The sequence below is a fragment of the Kribbella sp. CCNWLW201 genome, assembly GCF_037203805.1.
GTDB lineage: Bacteria > Actinomycetota > Actinomycetes > Propionibacteriales > Kribbellaceae > Kribbella.
In genome coordinates, this window is sequence record NZ_JBBCBQ010000003.1 from 141,390 (window position 1) to 159,559 (window position 18,170).

General features: G+C 69.4%; 18 protein-coding genes. 12 read left to right on the forward strand and 6 right to left on the reverse strand.

Annotated elements, in window-relative coordinates; translation table 11 throughout:
* Positions 1 to 21: 21 nt before the first annotated feature.
* The 6 genes from gap to V9K99_RS15995 all read right to left on the reverse strand — a co-directional run bounded on the left by gap (position 22) and on the right by V9K99_RS15995 (position 5,839).
* On the reverse strand, positions 22 to 1,029 hold the full coding sequence (gap, locus tag V9K99_RS15970) for a type I glyceraldehyde-3-phosphate dehydrogenase (RefSeq protein WP_337000213.1): 1,008 nt from the start codon (positions 1,027 to 1,029) through the stop codon (positions 22 to 24).
* Positions 1,030 to 1,079: 50 nt separating this feature from the next.
* The gene (locus V9K99_RS15975; RefSeq protein ID WP_337000212.1) at positions 1,080 to 1,655 is read right to left on the reverse strand and encodes a flavodoxin family protein; all 576 of its coding nucleotides are present in this window, start codon (positions 1,653 to 1,655) and stop codon (positions 1,080 to 1,082) included.
* 2 nt (positions 1,656 to 1,657) lie between these two features.
* Positions 1,658 to 3,349, reverse strand: coding sequence for a SulP family inorganic anion transporter (locus V9K99_RS15980; RefSeq protein ID WP_337000211.1), 1,692 nt, complete (start codon positions 3,347 to 3,349; stop codon positions 1,658 to 1,660).
* Position 3,350: 1 nt separating this feature from the next.
* Positions 3,351 to 4,271 (reverse strand): universal stress protein, encoded by a 921-nt coding sequence (locus tag V9K99_RS15985; protein ID WP_337000210.1) that lies wholly within the window; start codon positions 4,269 to 4,271, stop codon positions 3,351 to 3,353.
* A gap of 135 nt (positions 4,272 to 4,406) precedes the next feature.
* Positions 4,407 to 5,273, reverse strand: coding sequence for a universal stress protein (locus V9K99_RS15990; protein ID WP_337000209.1), 867 nt, complete (start codon positions 5,271 to 5,273; stop codon positions 4,407 to 4,409).
* A 5-nt stretch (positions 5,274 to 5,278) separates the two neighbouring features.
* A complete protein-coding gene (locus V9K99_RS15995; protein ID WP_337000208.1) occupies positions 5,279 to 5,839 on the reverse strand; it encodes a hypothetical protein in 561 nt (186 codons plus the stop codon).
* A gap of 196 nt (positions 5,840 to 6,035) precedes the next feature.
* Between V9K99_RS15995 and V9K99_RS16000 the strand changes: the two genes are divergently transcribed.
* The 12 genes from V9K99_RS16000 to V9K99_RS16055 all read left to right on the forward strand — a co-directional run bounded on the left by V9K99_RS16000 (position 6,036) and on the right by V9K99_RS16055 (position 18,159).
* The gene (locus V9K99_RS16000; protein ID WP_337000207.1) at positions 6,036 to 7,010 is read left to right on the forward strand and encodes an Acg family FMN-binding oxidoreductase; all 975 of its coding nucleotides are present in this window, start codon (positions 6,036 to 6,038) and stop codon (positions 7,008 to 7,010) included.
* Complete coding sequence (locus V9K99_RS16005) at positions 7,010 to 7,885, forward strand: universal stress protein (protein ID WP_337000206.1); 876 nt, start codon at positions 7,010 to 7,012, stop codon at positions 7,883 to 7,885. The genes V9K99_RS16000 and V9K99_RS16005 overlap by 1 nt, the downstream gene beginning before the upstream one ends.
* Before the next feature lie 57 nt (positions 7,886 to 7,942).
* Positions 7,943 to 8,755, forward strand: coding sequence for a polyphosphate kinase 2 (gene ppk2 / locus V9K99_RS16010; RefSeq protein WP_337000205.1), 813 nt, complete (start codon positions 7,943 to 7,945; stop codon positions 8,753 to 8,755).
* Positions 8,756 to 8,857: 102 nt separating this feature from the next.
* Positions 8,858 to 9,442 (forward strand): CBS domain-containing protein, encoded by a 585-nt coding sequence (locus V9K99_RS16015; RefSeq protein ID WP_337000204.1) that lies wholly within the window; start codon positions 8,858 to 8,860, stop codon positions 9,440 to 9,442.
* Positions 9,443 to 9,547: 105 nt separating this feature from the next.
* Positions 9,548 to 10,936 carry a cytochrome ubiquinol oxidase subunit I gene (locus V9K99_RS16020; RefSeq protein WP_337000203.1) on the forward strand — a complete coding sequence of 463 codons (1,389 nt, stop codon included), beginning with the start codon at positions 9,548 to 9,550 and terminating at the stop codon, positions 10,934 to 10,936.
* Between the two features lie 10 nt (positions 10,937 to 10,946).
* Entirely contained in the window at positions 10,947 to 11,957 is a 1,011-nt protein-coding gene (cydB, locus tag V9K99_RS16025; RefSeq protein WP_337000202.1) for a cytochrome d ubiquinol oxidase subunit II, read from the forward strand.
* Complete coding sequence (cydD, locus tag V9K99_RS16030; RefSeq protein ID WP_337000201.1) at positions 11,957 to 13,582, forward strand: thiol reductant ABC exporter subunit CydD; 1,626 nt, start codon at positions 11,957 to 11,959, stop codon at positions 13,580 to 13,582. Before cydB ends, cydD begins: the two co-directional genes overlap by 1 nt.
* On the forward strand, positions 13,579 to 15,261 hold the full coding sequence (gene cydC / locus V9K99_RS16035) for a thiol reductant ABC exporter subunit CydC (protein ID WP_337000200.1): 1,683 nt from the start codon (positions 13,579 to 13,581) through the stop codon (positions 15,259 to 15,261). The genes cydD and cydC overlap by 4 nt, the downstream gene beginning before the upstream one ends.
* Before the next feature lie 37 nt (positions 15,262 to 15,298).
* Positions 15,299 to 15,808 (forward strand): flavodoxin domain-containing protein, encoded by a 510-nt coding sequence (locus V9K99_RS16040; RefSeq protein ID WP_337000199.1) that lies wholly within the window; start codon positions 15,299 to 15,301, stop codon positions 15,806 to 15,808.
* A gap of 79 nt (positions 15,809 to 15,887) precedes the next feature.
* Positions 15,888 to 16,091 (forward strand): hypothetical protein, encoded by a 204-nt coding sequence (locus V9K99_RS16045; protein WP_337000198.1) that lies wholly within the window; start codon positions 15,888 to 15,890, stop codon positions 16,089 to 16,091.
* Positions 16,088 to 16,438 (forward strand): ArsR/SmtB family transcription factor, encoded by a 351-nt coding sequence (locus V9K99_RS16050; protein ID WP_337000197.1) that lies wholly within the window; start codon positions 16,088 to 16,090, stop codon positions 16,436 to 16,438. Before V9K99_RS16045 ends, V9K99_RS16050 begins: the two co-directional genes overlap by 4 nt.
* Positions 16,435 to 18,159 carry a SulP family inorganic anion transporter gene (locus V9K99_RS16055; RefSeq protein ID WP_337000196.1) on the forward strand — a complete coding sequence of 575 codons (1,725 nt, stop codon included), beginning with the start codon at positions 16,435 to 16,437 and terminating at the stop codon, positions 18,157 to 18,159. Before V9K99_RS16050 ends, V9K99_RS16055 begins: the two co-directional genes overlap by 4 nt.
* Positions 18,160 to 18,170 lie beyond the last annotated feature (11 nt).

Genomic DNA, 18,170 nt, shown 5'->3' on the forward strand with positions numbered 1-18,170 from the left:
ACTCTCCTTCCGTGCGCAGAGTCAGAGGCCGGCCGCGACCCGTTCGGTCAGGTCCAGCAGGCGGCTGGTGTAGCCCCACTCGTTGTCGTACCAGCCGAAGACCTTGACCAGCGGGCCGTTCGCCTGGGTGAGCTGGGCGTCGAAGATGCAGGACGACGGATCGCCGACGATGTCGCGGGACACGATCGGATCCTCGGTGTAGCGCAGGATCCCCTTCAGCGGGCCGGCGGCCGCGTCGGCGAAGGCCTGGTTCACCTGCTCGGCCGTGGCCGGTTCGGTCAGCTGGACCGACAGGTCGGTCAGCGAACCGTCCTCGACCGGCACCCGGACCGCGACGCCGTCGATCTTCCCCGCCAGCTCCGGGATGACGAGCCCGACCGCGCGGGCAGCCCCGGTACTGGTGGGAATCAGGTTGGCCGCGCCGGACCGGCCACGCCGAAGGTCCTTGTGCGGACCGTCGAGCAGGACCTGGTCGTTGGTGTAGCTGTGGATCGTGGTCATCAGGCCGCGTTCGATGCCGAAGGCACGATGGAGCACCGAGACCATCGGCGCGACGCAGTTGGTCGTGCAGGAGGCGTTCGAGATGACGTGGTGCCGCGACGCGTCGTAGATCTCGTCGTTCACCCCGAGGACGATCGTGGCGTCGACGTCCTTACCCGGCACGGACAGCAGGACCTTGCGCGCCCCGGCGGCCAGGTGCGCTCCGGCCGCTTCGCGGGTCCGGAACTTGCCGGTCGACTCGATCACGATGTCCACGCCGACGGCTCCCCAGTCGAGGGCGGCCGGGTCCCGCTCGGCGGTGGCCCGGATGGTCCGGCCGCCGACGGTGATCGAGTCGGCCGTGTGGCCGACCCGCTCCTTCAGGGGGCCGTACGTCGAGTCGTACTGCAGCAGGTGCGCCAGGGTCGCCGGTGCGGCGATGTCGTTGACCGCGACCACTTCCACGATCCCGGGTCCGCGCTCCATCGCACAGCGGAGGAAATCCCGGCCGATCCGGCCGAACCCGTTGATACCAACCTTGATGCTCATACCTTCCCCTCTCGTAGTTGACTCCGTCGCCGGCTGTTCGCTGTCGACGGTCAGGACGACCACCGATGCCGGCGGAGCGGCCGGACCGAGCCGGACAGCGGCCGCAGTTCGGCCGCGAGTTCCTCACCCCAGGCGCGGGCGCGATCGATCTCGCCCTGCTCGAGCGGGCCGGTCATGTCGTGCACGAAGAAGCTCGCCGGGGGCGCGACCGTCGGCTCGAAGCCGTGCCGTCGCAGCAACTTCGCCGCCGAGCGGGCGGCGGATCCGGGCAGCCGGCGAACCTTGGTGACCCGGGTGTCGAAGGTGGCCGCCACCGTCGGCGTCGTCGGCTCGGGCAGTTCCTGCAGCCACTCCCTGATGCCCGTCTCGGTCGGCATCATCACCTGGTCCTGTTCGGCGGCCTGCGTCCTGGTGGAGCGCCGGCTCATGCTGAACGCATGGGTCGGTCCACCGACGACCAGCAGCCGGACGTCGGCCGGGATCTCGGCCGGCGCCTGGTCGGCCCGCACCACCTCGGTGGGGATGGCGTCGCGCAGACCGTCCCTGATCGCCAGCGCGATCTTGTGGGTGTTGCCGAACATCGACTCGTAGACGATGAGGGCTCGGGGTGTCTGTGCCGTGGACATGGTCAGCTCCTTGTCTCGGGAATGGCGGCCGGTGATCCGGCCCGCTCGTGAAAGGCCTGTACGGCGGTTGGCAGCGTGAAGAAGATGTGGTCCGCACCGAGCCGGTCGACGAAGCCGGCGGCCTCGAGGTCGTCGCGGAGGTCCTGCTTGACCCGGGCCATCGCCAGCACGATCCCGCGCTCGGCCAGCTCGCGACGCAACGCTTCCAGGGCGTCGATCGCGGTGATGTCGATCTCGACGTTCGCCTCGGCGTTCAGCAACAACCACTCCACCGAACCGTTGGCCTCGTCCACCGCGGCGAGCGCCCGCCGGCGGAAGTCCTCCGCGTTGGCGAAGAAGAGCGGCGAGTCGTACCGGTAGACGACGAGCCCGGGCACCGGCCGCGCATCGGGATAGTCGTCGACGTCGTGCATACCGGGGATCCCCGGCGCGATCCCGAGGATGCCGTCGTGCGGCCGCGCAACCCGGCGCAGGATGTCGAGGACGGACAACGCCACCGCGACGAGTACGCCGTACAGGACATCGAGGGCAACGACGCCCGCCGTTGTGGCGAGGGCGAGGATGAGTTCGCTGCGGCGGAACTTGGCGATCCGGCGGAACTCGGCAACGTCGATCAGCCGCAACGCGGCGAACACGACCAGCGCGCCCAGGGCCGCCACCGGGAACGACGACAGCAGCGGTCCGGCGAAAAGCAGGGTCGCGACGACACTGGCACAGGCGACGAGCGAGTACACCTGGCTCTTCGCCCCCGCAACGTCGGCGACAGCCGTCCGGCTTCCGCTGCTGCTGATCGGGAACCCGCGCAGCAGTCCGGTCGCGAGGTTCGCGACGCCAAGGGTGAGCAGTTCGCGGCCGGCGTCGATGCGCTCATGATGTTTGGCCGCGAAGGCACGACCGGTGAGGACCGTGTCGGTGTACCCGACCAGCGCCACGCCGAGCGCAGGGAGAATCAACAGCCCGAGATCACTCCCCCGCACCGCGGGCACCTCCGGGACCGGCAAACCGGACGGCACTGGCGCCACCAACGCGATCCCACGGTCGGTCAACCCGGCCAGACCCGTGACGACCGAGGCCATCACCACGACCAGCAGCGGTCCAGGCAGGCGCGGCACCCAGCGGGCCGCGGCCAGGAGCAGTACGAGCGCGCCAACGGACAGCAGCACGGTCGCGACGTGCCAGGATCCGATCTGCCCGACCGCCGACGCGACCTCGGCCACCGCTGTCTCGCCACTCACGTCGGCGCCGGTCACCGCATCCAGTTGGCCGGTGATCATGATCAGCGCGATGCCGGCGAGGTAGCCGATCAGCACGGGCTTGGACAGCAAGTCCGCAAGGAACCCGAGTCGGGCAAGCCAGGCCAAGACACAGACTGCGCCGACCATCAGGGCCAGCGCAGCGGCCAGGACCGTGTAGCGACCCGGATCGCCGGCGGCGAGCGGCCCGATCGCGGCCGCGGTCATCAGCGCGGTCGTCGACTCGGGGCCGAGTGACAACAGCCGCGACGAGCCTAGGAAGAAATACACCACCAGCGGTGCCAGGATCGCCCACAGTCCCGCCACGGCCGGCAGTCCGGCCAGCTGGCTGTAGGCCATCGCCTGCGGGATCAGGTAGGCCGCGACGGTGACGCCGGCCACCACGTCGGCGCGGAACCAGCCACGCTCGTAGCCGTTCACCCCAGACACCCGGATCCCCATGTCAGTAAGTGGGTACGACGATCTCGCCGCGCCGGACGGGCCGCGCGTGCAACCGCTCCCGCTCTGCGACGGTCGGGTGATGGGGAACGATCGCGACCGGGCAGGTCATCGCGGCAACCGAACGACGAGCGACCGGATCGGCGACCGGCAGTGGACCCGCATGGGCGCCCACCACGATCAGTCCAACCTCCTGGCTCTCGTGGATCAGCGCCGACGCCGCGTCCCGGCCGGTGAGGTACTTCGTCACTCGGACAGCGGGAAACTCGCGCGTCCACGGCGCCAGGGCTTCGGACATGGTGTGGTCGGCGCGACTGATCCACGAGTGCTCGTCGTCCTCGCACGGGCTGCTCTCGCCGGCGTGCAGCACGATCAGGTCTCCCTCCCGATCGGCGGCCTCCCGGAACGCGAACTCCAGTGCCTCGGCCGACAGCGGCGTACCGTCGATGCCGACGGCAACCTTCCGGTCGGCGGCCGACGGGCGCCACGACAGCGGTACGACGATGACCGGGCAACCGGTCCGGCCGGCCAGGAACAGATTGCCCTGCGCCGCCAGCAGCCGCTGCGGTCCGCGCGCACGAGTTCGGCCGACGACCAGCATCCGCGCGTGCCGGGCGATCCTCGGCAACACCCGTAGCCTGGATCCCTCCTGCGAGACCGCGTTCAGCTGGAGACCGTAGCCGTACCGGTGCCGGATGTGAGCCACCGCGCCGCGCAGGCTCGCGTCGGCGAGCTCAGCCGGCGGTTTCGGGAGCTCGCCGAGCTGCATCGGCGAGTACGCCGCATGCGCGTGGTACGGCGCGGCGAGAATCAACTCGGCACCGATCCGCAACGCCTCCATGCAGGCGTAGTCCACGACCCGCAGGCCCTCCGCCGTGCCGTCGACCTCCACCGCGATGGGGCCGGTCCGTGCCCACGTGCTCATGTCGTTCCTCCAGTTCTGGCATTTCGAGCGTCTCAGCGCGGGCGCGGGCGGCGGCAGAGCCGCCGTGCCCTTGGTCGCGGGACACACGGCTGACCCCCACGGGACCTTTGGCCCGTGGGGGTCAGCCGGCCTCGATCACGAGGTGTGAACGACAGCGACCGGGCAGGTCGCGTGGTGCAGCACGCCGCGGGCGACCGAGCCGAGCAGCACCGAGGTGACCCGGTGGTGCCGGCGTCCGCCGACCACGAGCAGTTGCGCGTCGGCATCCTGCGCCGCGCTGACCACGCCGTCGACGGCGTGACCTCGCCGGACGTCCACCTCGATGTCCAGCGCCGGGTACTTCTGCCGCCACTGCTCCGCGACCGCGTCCCATCGCCGGCGAGCCTTCTCGGCCAGCTCCTCGTCGATCCCGGCAACGACACTGGCATCCCAGCTGTAGATGTTCGGAAGGTCCCAGACATGCACGATCCGCAACGGGACCTTTCGTTCGGCTGCCGCGGTGATCGCGAACTTCATCGCCGCGTGCTGCTCCTCGGACTCGTCCACCGCGACGACGACCGGCCCGATGTGGTCTCCTGGCTTCCACCCGTCCGGTACGACCACCACTGGCACAGTCGCCCGATGAACGACGGCCTCCGAGGTCGAACCGATCAGCAGCCGCTTGAACGCCCCCATCCCGCGCCGCCCGACCACCAGCATCGTGCTGCCCTCGGCGGTCTGCGCCAGTGTGGCCGCGGGTGGCCCGGCCAGCAGGTCGGCCTCGTGGTCGAGTCCGCCGTCGTCGGCCGCCAGTTCCTTCCGGACGCTGTCGACCAAGTCCATCGCCGCGTCGTCCACGACGGTCGGCTCCCAGTACGCCGTACGGCGTAGGGAGTCGTCGATGACGTGGACGGCCCGGATGGGCTCCTGCCGGAGGTTTGCCTCCTGCAGGGCCCATTCCAGGGCGCCGGTGTCACGCCAGGAGTTGTCGAACCCGACCTGGATCACAGGCTGTGCCGTCATCCAGATCACCGCAGCCAGGGGTAGCGCCGGACCAGGTCGAACGTGCCCCACCAGCGGCCGAAGCCCCACACGTTGCCAGCGGCAACCAGAGCGAGAACGACCAGGGAGATCGCGCCGAGGATGTGGTCGTCCAGCACCGGGTTGTTCTCCGGCGGCAGGGCGGCGGTCCACATCAGGACGTACAGCAAGGCACCCGTGGCAGCCGCGATCCGCATCCCGATGCCCAGCGTCAGCGCCAGGCCGATACCGGCCAGACCGACCATGAACAGCGGCGTCACCCACCAGTCACCGACCAGCGACTGGTAGAAGTCCGCGAACGGGCCACTGGTCCCCTTGCCCAGGAATCCGGCCGTCGGATCGCCACCGTCGATCCAGCCCTTACCGGACGGAGTGGCGTAACCCAGACCGAACAGCTTGTCCACGAACGCCCACAGGAAACTGAGTCCGAAGGCGATCCGCAGTACAGCGAACGCACGGCCCGCCGCCGTGGTGATCCGGCCCTGCCGATCACCGTCAGGTTCCATCACAGGCGCCGGCATCGGCCGACGGTGCTGGGTGGTGCTCATGGTCGTTGTCCTCTCCAATCGATCCGTCACCCAGATCGTCCGGCCGCCGGCCGAGCCGCGGGCAGGGCCCGTGGTCACCGCCCGACCTGCCGAAAGGCCCCACCGTTCGGGACCGATGCCGCTGCCTCGGCCGGGCCGATCCCGCGATGCTGAAACCGCGGCAGCTGATGCCGCGAGAGAGGTTGAGGAGGTCCCGATGTCCGACGTCCAGCTGTCGACGGAACAGATCGACGTACTACTCCGTGCTGCCATCGCGGCGCCGAGCATGCACAACACGCAGCCATGGCGGTTCGAGGTCAACGGCCTCGTCATCGACGTCTACCTGGACGGATCCCGCACGCTGCCCGCGGAGGACCCGACCGGCCGGGCGATGCGGATCGCGGCCGGGACGGCGACCTTCAACCTGCGCTGCGCGGCGGCCTCGCTCGGCTACGCAACCTGGCTCGGCCTGGCCCCGGATGCCGAGGAGCCCGACCTGCTCGCCCGGATCGTGCTGGAGCCGAGCAGCACGACCGATCAGCGGTTGCGCGACCTGTACGCCGAGATCCCGCGTCGCCACACCAGCCGAGATCCGATCCGGACCGCGCCACTGGCCCAGCAGACCCGGATCGACCTGGCGAAGGCCGCGCTGGCCGACGGTGCCGAGCTCACCTGGCTGTCGGCCGAGCAGATCGAGACGGTCGTCGACATGTTCCTCGACACCGACCTGCGCGAGATCGGTGACTGGCGCCGCAGCGCGGAACGGGCCCATTGGGTCGGCGGCAACCGTGCGGATGACGGCATTCCCAGCTCCGCCCTCGGACCTCGCGCCAGCAGCTACCGGACGGCGTTCCGCGATCTCGGCACCCGGCCCGCGGACCGGACCCGGACCCAGGCCGCGTTCGAGCAGCACCCGAACCTGGCCGTGCTGTCGACCGAGCACGACGAACCGGCCGACCAGGTCTCCGCCGGCATCGCGCTGGAACGCGTCCTGCTGACCGCCACCGGCCACGGCGTCGCCGCCTCGTTCCTGAACCAGCCGCTCGAGTACGACGACCTGCGCCAGAAGGTGCAGCGGATGACCGGCAGGGCCGGCTTCGCCGACATGGTGATCCGGTTCGGCCACGCCCACCCGTCGGGCTCCACCCCACGCCGTCCCGTCGAGGACTTCGTCCACATCAAGGAGAAATAATGTCGTCACAGGCCGCACCGATCGTCGTCGGATACGACGGTTCACCCGCCAGTCTCACCGCGCTGCACTGGGCCACTGCCGAGGCGGTCCGCCTGCACGCCCGGTTGCGCATCGTCGAGGCGTTCGAGCTCATCCTCGCGCTCCGTCCCACCCCGGGCTCCGTCGTACCGCTGGCGGCGGTCCGGACCGCTCGGGAGAACGGGCTGAGTGCCCTCGCTGATGGAATCCGCATCCAGCACCCGAAGCTCGAGGTGGAGACTCTCCTGGTCGAGGGAACCCCGGCCGAGACGCTGATCGAGGAGAGTGCCCAGGCCCGGATGATCATCCTCGGCTCCCGTGGACTCGGCGGCTGGAGCGGTCTGCTGGTCGGCTCCGTGGCTGTCCAGGTGAGCGCCCATGCGCAGTGCCCGGTCCTCGTCGTACCGCCCGACCTGCGTCCTCGGGCGCTGGAGAAGCCGACCGTGGTGGTCGGCGTGGACGGTTCGAAGGTGTCCGCGAAGGCGATCGACTTCGCCTTCGACCAGGCCGAGGCACTCCACGCACGGGTGATCGCCGTCTACGCGTGGACGAGCCCGTTCCTGACCTATGACGACGGCCAGACGATGCTCCAGTTCGGCGAGGACGAAGTACAGCAGTCCGCCCAGGTGCTCGTCGCCGAGGCACTGGCCGGCGCCATGGCCGACCACCCCGACATCGAGTGCGAGACCCGGCTGATGAGGGGTCGGGCGGCGCGAGCCCTGCTGTTCACCGCCGAGTCCGCGAGTCTCGTGGTCGTCGGTTCTCGCGGCCGCGGCGGCTTCACCGGTCTACTGCTCGGCTCGGTCAGCCAGAGCGTCCTGCACCACGCACCGTGCCCGGTTGCGATCGTCCGCTGACATCTCCGTGGCCAGCCGACGTACTGTCGCCCTATCCGGGATGCAGGGAGGACGACGATGGCTCGCACAAAGGACGGACGGCTGCCGAAGAAGGTGTACGAGACTGAGCTCCTGCGGCTCCAGGCCGAGCTGGTCAAGCTGCAGGAGTGGGTGCGGGTCGAGGGTGCCCGGCTCGTGGTCGTCTTCGAGGGACGCGACGCGGCCGGCAAAGGCAGCACGATCAAGCGGGTGACGGAGTTCCTCAACCCGCGGGTCGCGCGGATCGTCGCACTGCCCGCGCCGACCGAGCGGCAACAGACGCAGTGGTATTTCCAGCGGTACGTCGAACACCTGCCGGCAGCCGGCGAGATCGTGCTGTTCGACCGCAGCTGGTACAACCGGGCCGGGGTCGAACGGGTGATGAGGTTCTGCACCAGCCAGGAGTACGCGCGGTTCCTGCACCAGTGCCCGATCTTCGAGCGGCTCCTGGTCGAGGACGGCGTACTGCTGCGCAAGTACTGGTTCTCCGTCAGTGACAGCGAGCAGGAGAACCGCTTCCGCAGCCGGCTCCACGACCCGATGCGCCAATGGAAACTCTCACCGATGGACCTGGAGTCGATCACCCGCTGGGAAGACTACTCACGCGCCAAGGACGAGATGTTCGTCCACACCGACATCCCGGAGGCGCCGTGGTACGTCGTCGAGAGCGAGGACAAACGGGCCGCCCGCATCAACATGATCGCCCACCTGCTCTCCACCGTCGCGTATCACGAGGTGCAACGCCCGCCACTGAAACTCCCCGCCCGGCCGCCGTCCGGCGGCTACGAACGCACGCCTCGCGAGATGCAGACACAGGTCCCCGACCACGCCGCGAGTCTCGCCGGTCGCTGATCCTGCTGCCGAGTGGCCTCGCCTCCGGTGACCTTCGGCCCTGCTCCGGTTCCCGGGTACGGCGTGCAATGGCAGCAGGCGAACCGGATGAGGTGAACTGCGATGCTGATCCAAGACCTGATGAGCACACCGGCGATCACGGTACTGGGCGAGACCCCGGTCGGTGCGGCACTGCATCTGCTCGACGAGCACAAGATCACGGCCCTGCCGGTGGTCGATCGCCGCGGTCGCCTGGTCGGCGTGGTCAGCGAGGCGGATCTGATGCAGGACGCGCTGCAGTTGGACGACCGGGTCGTGTGCATGCCGGTCAGGGTGTCGGCCACCGCCCGGCCGCGCCGGGTGGCCGAGGTGATGGCACACCTCGTGGTCAGTGTGCACAGCGACGACGGCCTGGACGACGCGATCGACCTGCTGCGCGCCACGATGGTGAAGAGCCTGCCCGTCGTCCAGGACAACCAGGTGGTCGGTGTGATCAGCCGCAGCGACGTGATCCATTTCCTTGCCCAGCGGGACGCGAAGATCCGGACAGAGGTCGCTCAGCGCCTGCATGACCGCAATCCCGCCTGGCAGGTCGACGTCGACGACGGCATCGTGAAAGTGACCGGGCCAGTCGGCGCCGAGGAGCGGCACCAGGCCGAAGCCGTCGCCGACACCGTCCGTGGCGTCATCGCCGTCCACGTCAGCTGACCCGTAGTACTGCCCGGCTCCGGTACGGGGTAGGGACCAGGTCCCGGTGGCCGCGGGACCTTCGGCTCTAGGGGCTCGGGGCGGCCGGGCGAGATCGTCGGGGGCATGGATGCGATCGATCTGGCGCGGTGGCAGTTCGGGATCACCACCGTCTATCACTTCTTGTTCGTACCGATCACGATCGGGCTGTCGGCGCTGGTCGCGGGGTTGCACACCGCCTGGTACCGGACCGGCCAGGTCAAGTACCGGCGGATGACGCAGTTCTGGGGAAAGCTGTTCCTGATCAACTTCGCCATGGGTGTCGTCACCGGCATCGTGCAGGAGTTCCAGTTCGGGATGAACTGGAGCGCCTATTCGAAGTTCGTCGGGGACATCTTCGGCGCCCCGCTGGCGATCGAGGGATTGCTGGCCTTCTTCCTCGAGTCGACCTTCCTCGGCCTGTGGATCTTCGGCTGGGACCGGCTGCCGCCGAAGCTGCACCTGGCGTCGATCTGGCTGGTTGCCATCGGCACCCAGTTGTCGGCGTACTTCATCCTGGCCGCGAACTCGTGGATGCAGTGGCCGGTCGGCTACCGCTACGACCAGGACAGCGGCCGGGCCGAGCTGCAGGACTTCGGCGCCGTACTGACCAACAAGGTCGCCCTGGTCACGTTCCCGCACACGATCTCGGCCGCCTTCCTGACCGCCGGAGCGTTCATGCTCGGCATCGCGCTGTGGCACCTGGTACGGCGCCCGGGCGAGCACACCGAGTTGTTCCGGCCGGCCGTGAAGCTCGGCGCGATCACGGTGCTGGTCGCGTCGGTCGCGGTGATCGTGACCGGTGACATCCAGGGCAAGATCATGACCGAGACCCAGCCGATGAAGATGGCCGCCGCGGAGGCGCTCTACGAGACCTCGGAGCCAGCGGACTTCTCCCTGCTGACGATCGGATCGCTGGACGGTCAGCGCGAGGTGTGGTCGCTGACCATCCCGAACGGACTGTCCTTCCTGGCCACCGGCAGTTTCGACGGCAAGGTCGAGGGCATCAACGACCTGCAGACCGCCTACGAGCAGCGCTTCGGGCCGGGCTCCTACAAGCCGAACATCCCGATCACCTACTGGAGCTTCCGGCTGATGATCCTGTTCGGCGCGCTCGCCGCCCTGATGGCTCTGCTGGCGCTGTGGTACATCCGCCGCAAGAACCCGCGACCGTCACGATGGCTGGTCCGCGCGGCGCTGGTACTGCCGGTGCTGCCGTTGCTCGCGAACAGCCTGGGCTGGATCTTCACCGAGATGGGCCGCCAGCCGTGGATCGTGTTCGGCCTGATGGAGACCCGCGACGGTGTCTCCCCCACCGTCGGCGCCGGCACCGTCCTCACCTCGCTGATCACCTTCACCCTCGTGTACGCCGTACTCGCCGTCATCGAGGTGTTCCTGCTGGCCCGCTTCGCCCGGACCGTCCCGGCCGAACCCGAGCCCGAGACCGGTGCTCCGGCACCGGCCTTCCTGTACTGAGGAGACGCGCGTGGCACTCACAGACATCTGGTTCCTGCTCATCGCCGTCCTGTGGACCGGCTACCTGGTCCTGGAGGGATTCGACTTCGGTGTCGGCATGCTGCTGCCGGTGGTCGGGAAGGACGCCGTCGACCGCCGGGTGACCCTGCAGACCATCGGCCCGGTCTGGGACGGCAACGAGGTCTGGCTCCTGGTCGCCGGCGGCGCCACGTTCGCCGCGTTCCCGTTCTGGTACGCCAGCCTCTTCTCCGGCTTCTACCTCGCCCTGCTGGTGATCCTGGTCGCGCTGATCGTGCGCGGTGTCGCCCTCGAGTACCGCAACAAGCTCGACCACGCCGGCTGGCATGCACGCTGGGACCTCGTGATCGTGATCGGCAGCGCCGTACCGGCTCTGCTCTGGGGTGTCGCGCTGGCCAACATCGTGCGCGGCGTGCCACTGAACGAGAACCACGACTACACCGGCAACTTCTTCACCCTGCTCAACCCCTATGCGCTGGTGGGCGGTCTCACGACGCTCGTGCTGTTCGCCTTGCACGGCGCGATCTTCCTCGCACTGAAGACCCATGGCGAGGTCCGTGACCGGGCCCGGCGGCTGGTGCTCCCCCTCGGTGCCGCGACAGTGGTGCTGGCGGCCGGGTTCCTCGGCTGGACGCAGTCGCTCGACGGATCATGGATCACCTGGCTGCTCGCGCCCGGAGCCGCAGTGGCACTGGTCGGCGCGCTGATCGCCTCACGACTCGGCCGCGACGGCTGGGCCTTCACCGGTACGGCGGCCACGATCGCGCTGGCGTCCGCGACGTTGTTCGTCACGCTCTATCCCGACGTACTCCCGTCGACCACCGATCCGGCCTTCAGCCTGACCACGACGAACGCCGCGTCGACGGCGTACACGTTGAAGATCATGACCTGGGTCGCGGTCATCTTCACTCCGATCGTGCTGCTCTACCAGGGCTACACCTACTGGGTGTTCCGGCGTCGGCTCACCCGCGACGACATTCCCCAGGTCGCGAAAGCGGCCTGATGCCGGCCGTCGACCCGCGGCTGCTCTGGTACGCGCAGACGACCAGGCTGTTCATCGGCCTGTCCGCGCTGATCGGAGTCGTCCAGGCGGGGCTGATCCTGGCCCAGGCCTGGCTGCTGGCCTCCGTCATCACCGACGCGTTCATCGGCGGCGCCGGTCTCGGCGACCTGCGCGGCCGGTTGATCGCGCTGGCCGGGACACTCGGCGGACGGGCCGTGCTGTCCTGGCTGGCGGAAGTGACAGCGCAGCGCGCATCCGCAGCCGTGAAGTCCGAGCTGCGGATGCGTCTGCTGCGCAAGGTCGTCGACCTGGGTCCGCGATGGCTGACCGGCGAACGCAGCGGTGAGCTCACCACGCTGGCGACCCGCGGCATCGACGCCCTGGACGACTACTTCTCCCGCTACCTCCCCCAACTCGTCCTGGTGTGCATTGTGCCGCTGGTCGTCGCCGCACGGATGCTCGCGGCCGACTGGCTCAGCGCGCTGATCGTGATCGTCACGCTGCCGCTGATCCCGATCTTCATGGTCCTGGTCGGCCTGACCACCAAGAAGCTCGTCGCCCGGCAGTGGGCCACCTTGCAGAGCCTCGGGCACCACTTCCTCGACGTCCTGTCCGGCCTCGGCACGCTGAAGGCGTTCAACCGGTCGCGCGCACAGGTCGCCACCATCGCCTCGCTGGCCACGAGGCAGCGCAAGGCGACCCTGGCCACCCTGCGCATCGCGTTCCTGTCCTCGCTGGTGCTCGAACTGCTGGCGACCTTGTCGGTGGCCCTCGTCGCGGTCTCGGTCGGTCTCCGCCTGGTGGACGGCCGCCTCGAGCTGCAGACCGCGTTGCTGGTGCTGATCCTGGCGCCTGAGGCCTACCTCCCGTTGCGGCTGCTCGGCGCGCACTACCACGCCAGCGCCGAAGGGCTGGCCGCCGCCGATCAGGTGTTCGAAGTGCTCGATCGAGAGCCTCACCGCGGCGGCGCCGCGGTCGCGTCGGCAGGGACCGGCATCGTGCTCGACAACGTGACTGTCCACAGCGCGGATCGCGACACACCGGCCCTGGACCGGCTGTCGATGGTGATCCCGGCCGGCCAAGTCACCGGGATCGTCGGTCCCAACGGATGCGGCAAGTCCACCGTGCTGAACCTGCTGCTCGGAGCGATCCGGCCGGACTCCGGCCGAGTTGTTGCCGGTGGCATCGACCTGGCCGATGCCGAGCTGGACTCGTGGCGAGCTCAGGTCGCCTGGCTCGGCCAGGACCCGGTGCTGTTCGCGCGAACGGTCGAGGAGAACATCCGCCTCGGTCGCCCGGCAGCCGACGATCTCGCGGTACGACGCGCCGCCCGAGCGGCCCGTGTCGACGTACCGCTCGAACACGAGCTCGGTGAGCGCGGGCAGGGTGTATCGGCAGGTCAGCGCAGACGGATCGCGCTCGCGCGGGCACTGTTGCTCGACGCACCGCTGCTGCTGCTCGACGAGCCTACCGAAGGTGTCGATCCGGACACCGAGCAGGACCTACTCGAGTCGTTGCCAGCAGCGTTCGCCGGCCGGACCGTCGTCCTGGTCACGCATCGGCCGGCGCTGCTCAGCCTCTGTGACACCGTGGTCGAGCTCGCGCCGGAGGTGGTGCCGGTATGACCACGTGGCGGTGGTTGCTGCGGATCATCCGGCCAGAGCTCAGGCGGCTCCTCGTCGCCGCTGTGCTGGGATCGTTGGCGATGGCTTGCTCGATCGGGCTGATGGCGACGTCGGCCTGGCTGATCTCGCGGGCGGCCGAACATCCGCCAGTGCTCTACCTGACCGTCGGCATCGTCGCCGTACGGGCCTTCGGCATCGGCCGCGGCGTGCTCCGGTACGCCGAACGCCTGGCCGGCCACGACGCGGCGTTTCGCGTCCTCGGCCGGACCCGGGTCCAGGCCTGGCGCGATCTCGATCGGGCTGCGCCGGCCGGCCTCGGCAAGAGCAGGTCCGGGGATCTGCTGACCCGGGTGCTCAACGATGTCGACGCAGTACAGGATCTGCTGGTGCGCGGTCTGCTTCCGATCGCCGTCAGCATCATCACCGGCGCCGCGACCGTCGTACTGCTCAGCGTTCTGTTGCCGGCGGCCGGGCTCATTCTCCTGCTCGGACTCCTGATCGCCGGTGTGGGCGGACCGCTCGCCACACTGGCCGTCGCACGGCACACCGAACGGCGCATCTCGCCTGCCACGGCAGCCCTGGCCACCCCGATTCACGAGCTGCTCATCGGAGCCGCCGACCTCACCGCGTTCCGTGCGACCGAGCGACTGCTTGCCCGGATCAACGACCGCGACACGGGACTGACCACGTTGCTGCGCCGGTCGTCGGTCGGCGCGGGCCTTGGTACGGCGGTCGCCAACGCCACGCTCGCCGCGACCGTGGTCGCCGAACTCCTCGTCGGCGTCCCCGCTGTCCGCGAGGGCCGGTTGCCGGGTGTGTTCCTCGCCGTACTCGCCCTTACTCCCCTCGCGGCGTTCGAGCTCGTCACGCCGCTACCGACGGCGGCCCGGCACCTGGTCCGTGGTCCGGAGGCCGCCGATCGACTGCGTTCACTGGCCGAGCTGCCGGCTCCCTCGATTGCCTGGGGCAAACAGACCGTTGCCGGTAGCACCTTGGCACTGCACGACGTGGACGCGTCGTGGCCAGGTGCCGACCGGCCGGCCATCCGTGGTGTCAGCCTGACGTTGCCTCCCGGTCATCGGGTCGCCGTCATCGGCGAGAGCGGCGCCGGCAAGAGCACGATGGCCGCGGTACTGCTCGGATTCCTGACCCCCGAACACGGCCGGGTCACCTTCGGCGGCACCGAGCTGGCTGAGCTCGACGAGGCGTTCTTCCGTCGTCAGGTCGTCCTCTGCGCCCAAGGTGATCACCTGTTCGACACGACGATCCGCAACAACCTGCTGATCGGCCGCCCTGACGCCTCCGACGACCAGCTGATGACTGTCCTCGCCGAGGTCCGGATGGCCGACTGGGTACGACGTCAGCCCGGCGGACTCGACACCACGGTCGGGGAACGCGCGGGTCGCTTGTCCGGTGGTGAACGCCAACGGCTGGCCCTGGCCCGGGCACTGCTCGCGGATCCCGCCGTACTGGTGCTCGACGAACCGACCGCGCACCTGGACGCGGCCACGGCCGCCGAGCTGACCCGCGACATCCTCGACGCCACCCGGGACCGGACGGTCGTGCTGATCACGCATCGACTGGCCGGGCTCGACGACCTCGACGAGGTGATCGAACTGGCCGCCGGCCAGGTCCTCGGCGCCAACGGAGAAAGGGTATTTCGGCCCTGCCGCAGGTGAGTCGCCCGAGGTGTGCTTGACCTGGAGAGGAGCTTCGATGTCCAGCGAGATACTCGTGGCGTACGCCACCAAGATGGGCTCGACCGCCGAGATCGCCGAGGCGATCGGGGCCGAACTGCGCGCACACGGCCACCAGGTCGACGTGCGCAACGTCACCGACGTCGGGTCGATCAGCGATTACGACGTGGTGATCCTCGGGAGCGCGATCTACATCCGCCGCTGGCGCCGGGAAGCGGTGCGCTTCCTCCGCAAGCATGCCGACGAGCTCAGCGACCGGCGGGTCTGGCTCTTCCACAGCGGACCCGTCGGACCGGACAAGGATCAGGCGCAGGAGCTGCCGGGGAACGTCCGGCGGTTGGCGCGGCTGATCGGTGCGGGACCGGTGATGACATTCGCCGGACGACTCCAACCACAGACAGCCAAGGGCTTCCTGGCCCGTCGGCTCGCCCGCGGTGAGCTGGCCACCGACTCCCGGGACTGGGCGCTGATCAAGAACTGGGCAGCCGGCATCGCCACCACCCTCACCTCCAGCGAGGCCGGTTCCTGACGGCCAGCTGTGACGACTTGCAAACTTCTTCAATTCATTACATAGTGAAGCGATCAGTCGGCGAATTGGAGGAGTGCTCGTGGCAGACGGCGAGTTCGCCATGGCCCTGCGCCGCCGGGTGCGCGAGGCGCAACTGGCGTTGGAGCAGGCCCGGGCCGAGGGAGACTCCTACGCGGTGGACATCCGTACCGGCGAGCTGGACAGCCTGCTGCACTCGGCATCGGAGAACGGCGTCGACCTCGGCGAGCTTCACGACGCGGCCGGGCAGGGCGGCGATCGATGAACAAGCCGATGGTCCCGCTCTATCAGGCGAAGGCGGACTTCTTCCGGATGCTGGGTCATCCGGTCCGGATCCGGGTGCTCGAGCTGTTGCAGGACGGGCCACGTCCGGTGCGCGACCTGCTGGCCGACATCGCCATCGAACCGTCCAGCCTGTCCCAACAGCTCGCCGTACTGCGCCGGTACGGGATCGTGGCGTCGCAGCGCGAGGGGTCCAGCGTCGTCTACCAGATCACCAGCGGCGATGTCGCGGAGTTGCTCAGGGTCGCCCGGCGGATCCTGACCGATGTGATCGCCAGCCAGGACGAACTGCTCGCCGAGTTGCGCGAGGCTGAGGCCACCGCTCGATGAGTTCGGCCTTGTCCCGCGGCTGGGAGCGGACGCGTTCGCTGCTGCCTGCTCGCACAGATCTCGCCGCGATGACGCACCAGCCCCGCCGTGATCTGCTGGCCGGCCTCACCGTCGCGATCGTCGCGTTGCCGCTCGCGCTGGGATTCGGCATCTCCTCCGGTCTCGGCGCGGCCGCGGGGCTGACCACAGCGGTGGTCGCCGGCGCAGTGGCCGCAGCCTTCGGCGGCTCGAACCTGCAGGTCTCCGGGCCCACCGGCGCGATGACGGTCGTCCTGGTGCCGATCATGCACGCGCATGGCGCGAGAGGTGTGTTGACCGTCGGACTCCTTGCGGGCCTGATCCTCGTCGGCCTGGCGATCGCCCGGGCCGGCCGCTACATGGCCTTCGTCCCCGCTTCGGTGGTCGAAGGGTTCACGCTCGGCATCGCCTGCGTCATCGGCCTGCAGCAGCTTCCCTCCGCACTCGGTGTCGCGACGCCGGACGGCGACCAGGTCGCCGTGGTCGCTGCCCGGGCGGTGGCGGAGTTCGCGGCCCACCCTGACTGGATCGCTGCCGCGATCGCGGCCCTGGTAGCGGTGGCCATCCTGGCCGGCGCCCGGATCCGTCCGACGGTGCCCGTCTCCATCCTCGCGGTCGCCGCTGCCACAGTCCTCGCCGAGGTGGCCGGGTTGGACGTCGCCCGCATCGGCTCGCTGCCTACCGGGTTGACAGCGCCGACGCTCTCCTTCATCGATCCGTCGACCGTCGTGTCGCTGGCCGGTCCGGCGCTCGCAGTCGCGGCGCTGGCCGCACTGGAGTCGTTGCTGTCGGCGGCCGTCGCCGACGGCATGGGCGTGAGTCACAAGCACGACCCGGACCGCGAACTGTTCGGGCAGGGCCTCGCCAACCTGGTCACGCCGCTGTTCGGCGGTGTGCCGGCCACCGGCGCGATCGCCCGGACCGCGGTCAACGTCCGATCCGGGGCTGGATCCCGGTTGGCCGCGCTCGTTCATGCCGCGGTGCTCGCCGCGATCATCTACACCGCGGCACCGCTGGTCGGGCGGATCCCGCTCGCCGCGCTGGCCGGCGTACTGCTCGCCACCTCCATTCGGATGGTCGAGGTCGGTTCCGTCCGGGCCATGGCCCGCGCCACTCGCTCCGATGCGATCGTGCTGGCGCTGACAGCGATCGCGACGTTGGCGCTGGACTTGGTCAAAGCTGTCCTCCTGGGGCTCGTCGTGGCTGGGGCACTCGCCCTGCGGGCCGTTGCCCGTAGCGCCCGGCTACGCCAGATGCCGCTCCACCCTGATCTACCCGGTGACCACACCGCCGAGGAACGAGCTCTGCTGGACGAACACATCGTCGCCTACCGCATCGACGGGCCACTCCTCTTCGCAGCGCACCGATTCCTGCTCGAACTCTCCGAGGTCGCGCAGGTCTCTGTGGTGGTCCTGCGGATGTCAGCTGTCAGCGCGATCGACGCCAGCGGCGCCCTTGTCCTCAAGGACGCCATCGAAAAGCTCCAGCACCGCGGCATGGTCGTCCTCATTTCCGGTATCCGCCCTGGCCACGACCGCCCGCTGGCCGCGCTCGACGTCATCACCGAGCTCCGCCACGCCGGCCGGGTCTTCGCCAGCACCCCGGAAGCCATCCACGCCGCACGATCCCATCTGCACACTGTCGGCGTTCTGCACGCCGCACCGGACGGGGACACGACCACCACGACGTCGAGCGACGCATGACGTACCGGTGG

Bases quoted from the DNA above. Each gene is read 5' to 3' on its own strand.
- V9K99_RS16015 (WP_337000204.1), top strand. From the start codon at position 8,858: ATGCTGATCCAAGACCTGATGAGCACACCGGCGATCACGGTACTGGGC.
- ppk2 (WP_337000205.1), top strand. From the start codon at position 7,943: ATGGCTCGCACAAAGGACGGACGGCTGCCGAAGAAGGTGTACGAGACT.
- V9K99_RS15990 (WP_337000209.1), bottom strand. From the start codon at position 5,273: ATGACGGCACAGCCTGTGATCCAGGTCGGGTTCGACAACTCCTGGCGT.
- V9K99_RS15975 (WP_337000212.1), bottom strand. From the start codon at position 1,655: ATGTCCACGGCACAGACACCCCGAGCCCTCATCGTCTACGAGTCGATG.
- V9K99_RS15995 (WP_337000208.1), bottom strand. From the start codon at position 5,839: ATGAGCACCACCCAGCACCGTCGGCCGATGCCGGCGCCTGTGATGGAA.
- cydC (WP_337000200.1), top strand. From the start codon at position 13,579: ATGACCACGTGGCGGTGGTTGCTGCGGATCATCCGGCCAGAGCTCAGG.
- V9K99_RS16005 (WP_337000206.1), top strand. From the start codon at position 7,010: ATGTCGTCACAGGCCGCACCGATCGTCGTCGGATACGACGGTTCACCC.
- V9K99_RS16040 (WP_337000199.1), top strand. From the start codon at position 15,299: ATGTCCAGCGAGATACTCGTGGCGTACGCCACCAAGATGGGCTCGACC.
- V9K99_RS15980 (WP_337000211.1), bottom strand. From the start codon at position 3,349: ATGGGGATCCGGGTGTCTGGGGTGAACGGCTACGAGCGTGGCTGGTTC.
- V9K99_RS16055 (WP_337000196.1), top strand. From the start codon at position 16,435: ATGAGTTCGGCCTTGTCCCGCGGCTGGGAGCGGACGCGTTCGCTGCTG.
- cydD (WP_337000201.1), top strand. From the start codon at position 11,957: ATGCCGGCCGTCGACCCGCGGCTGCTCTGGTACGCGCAGACGACCAGG.
- V9K99_RS16020 (WP_337000203.1), top strand. From the start codon at position 9,548: ATGGATGCGATCGATCTGGCGCGGTGGCAGTTCGGGATCACCACCGTC.
- V9K99_RS16000 (WP_337000207.1), top strand. From the start codon at position 6,036: ATGTCCGACGTCCAGCTGTCGACGGAACAGATCGACGTACTACTCCGT.
- gap (WP_337000213.1), bottom strand. From the start codon at position 1,029: ATGAGCATCAAGGTTGGTATCAACGGGTTCGGCCGGATCGGCCGGGAT.
- V9K99_RS15985 (WP_337000210.1), bottom strand. From the start codon at position 4,271: ATGAGCACGTGGGCACGGACCGGCCCCATCGCGGTGGAGGTCGACGGC.
- V9K99_RS16050 (WP_337000197.1), top strand. From the start codon at position 16,088: ATGAACAAGCCGATGGTCCCGCTCTATCAGGCGAAGGCGGACTTCTTC.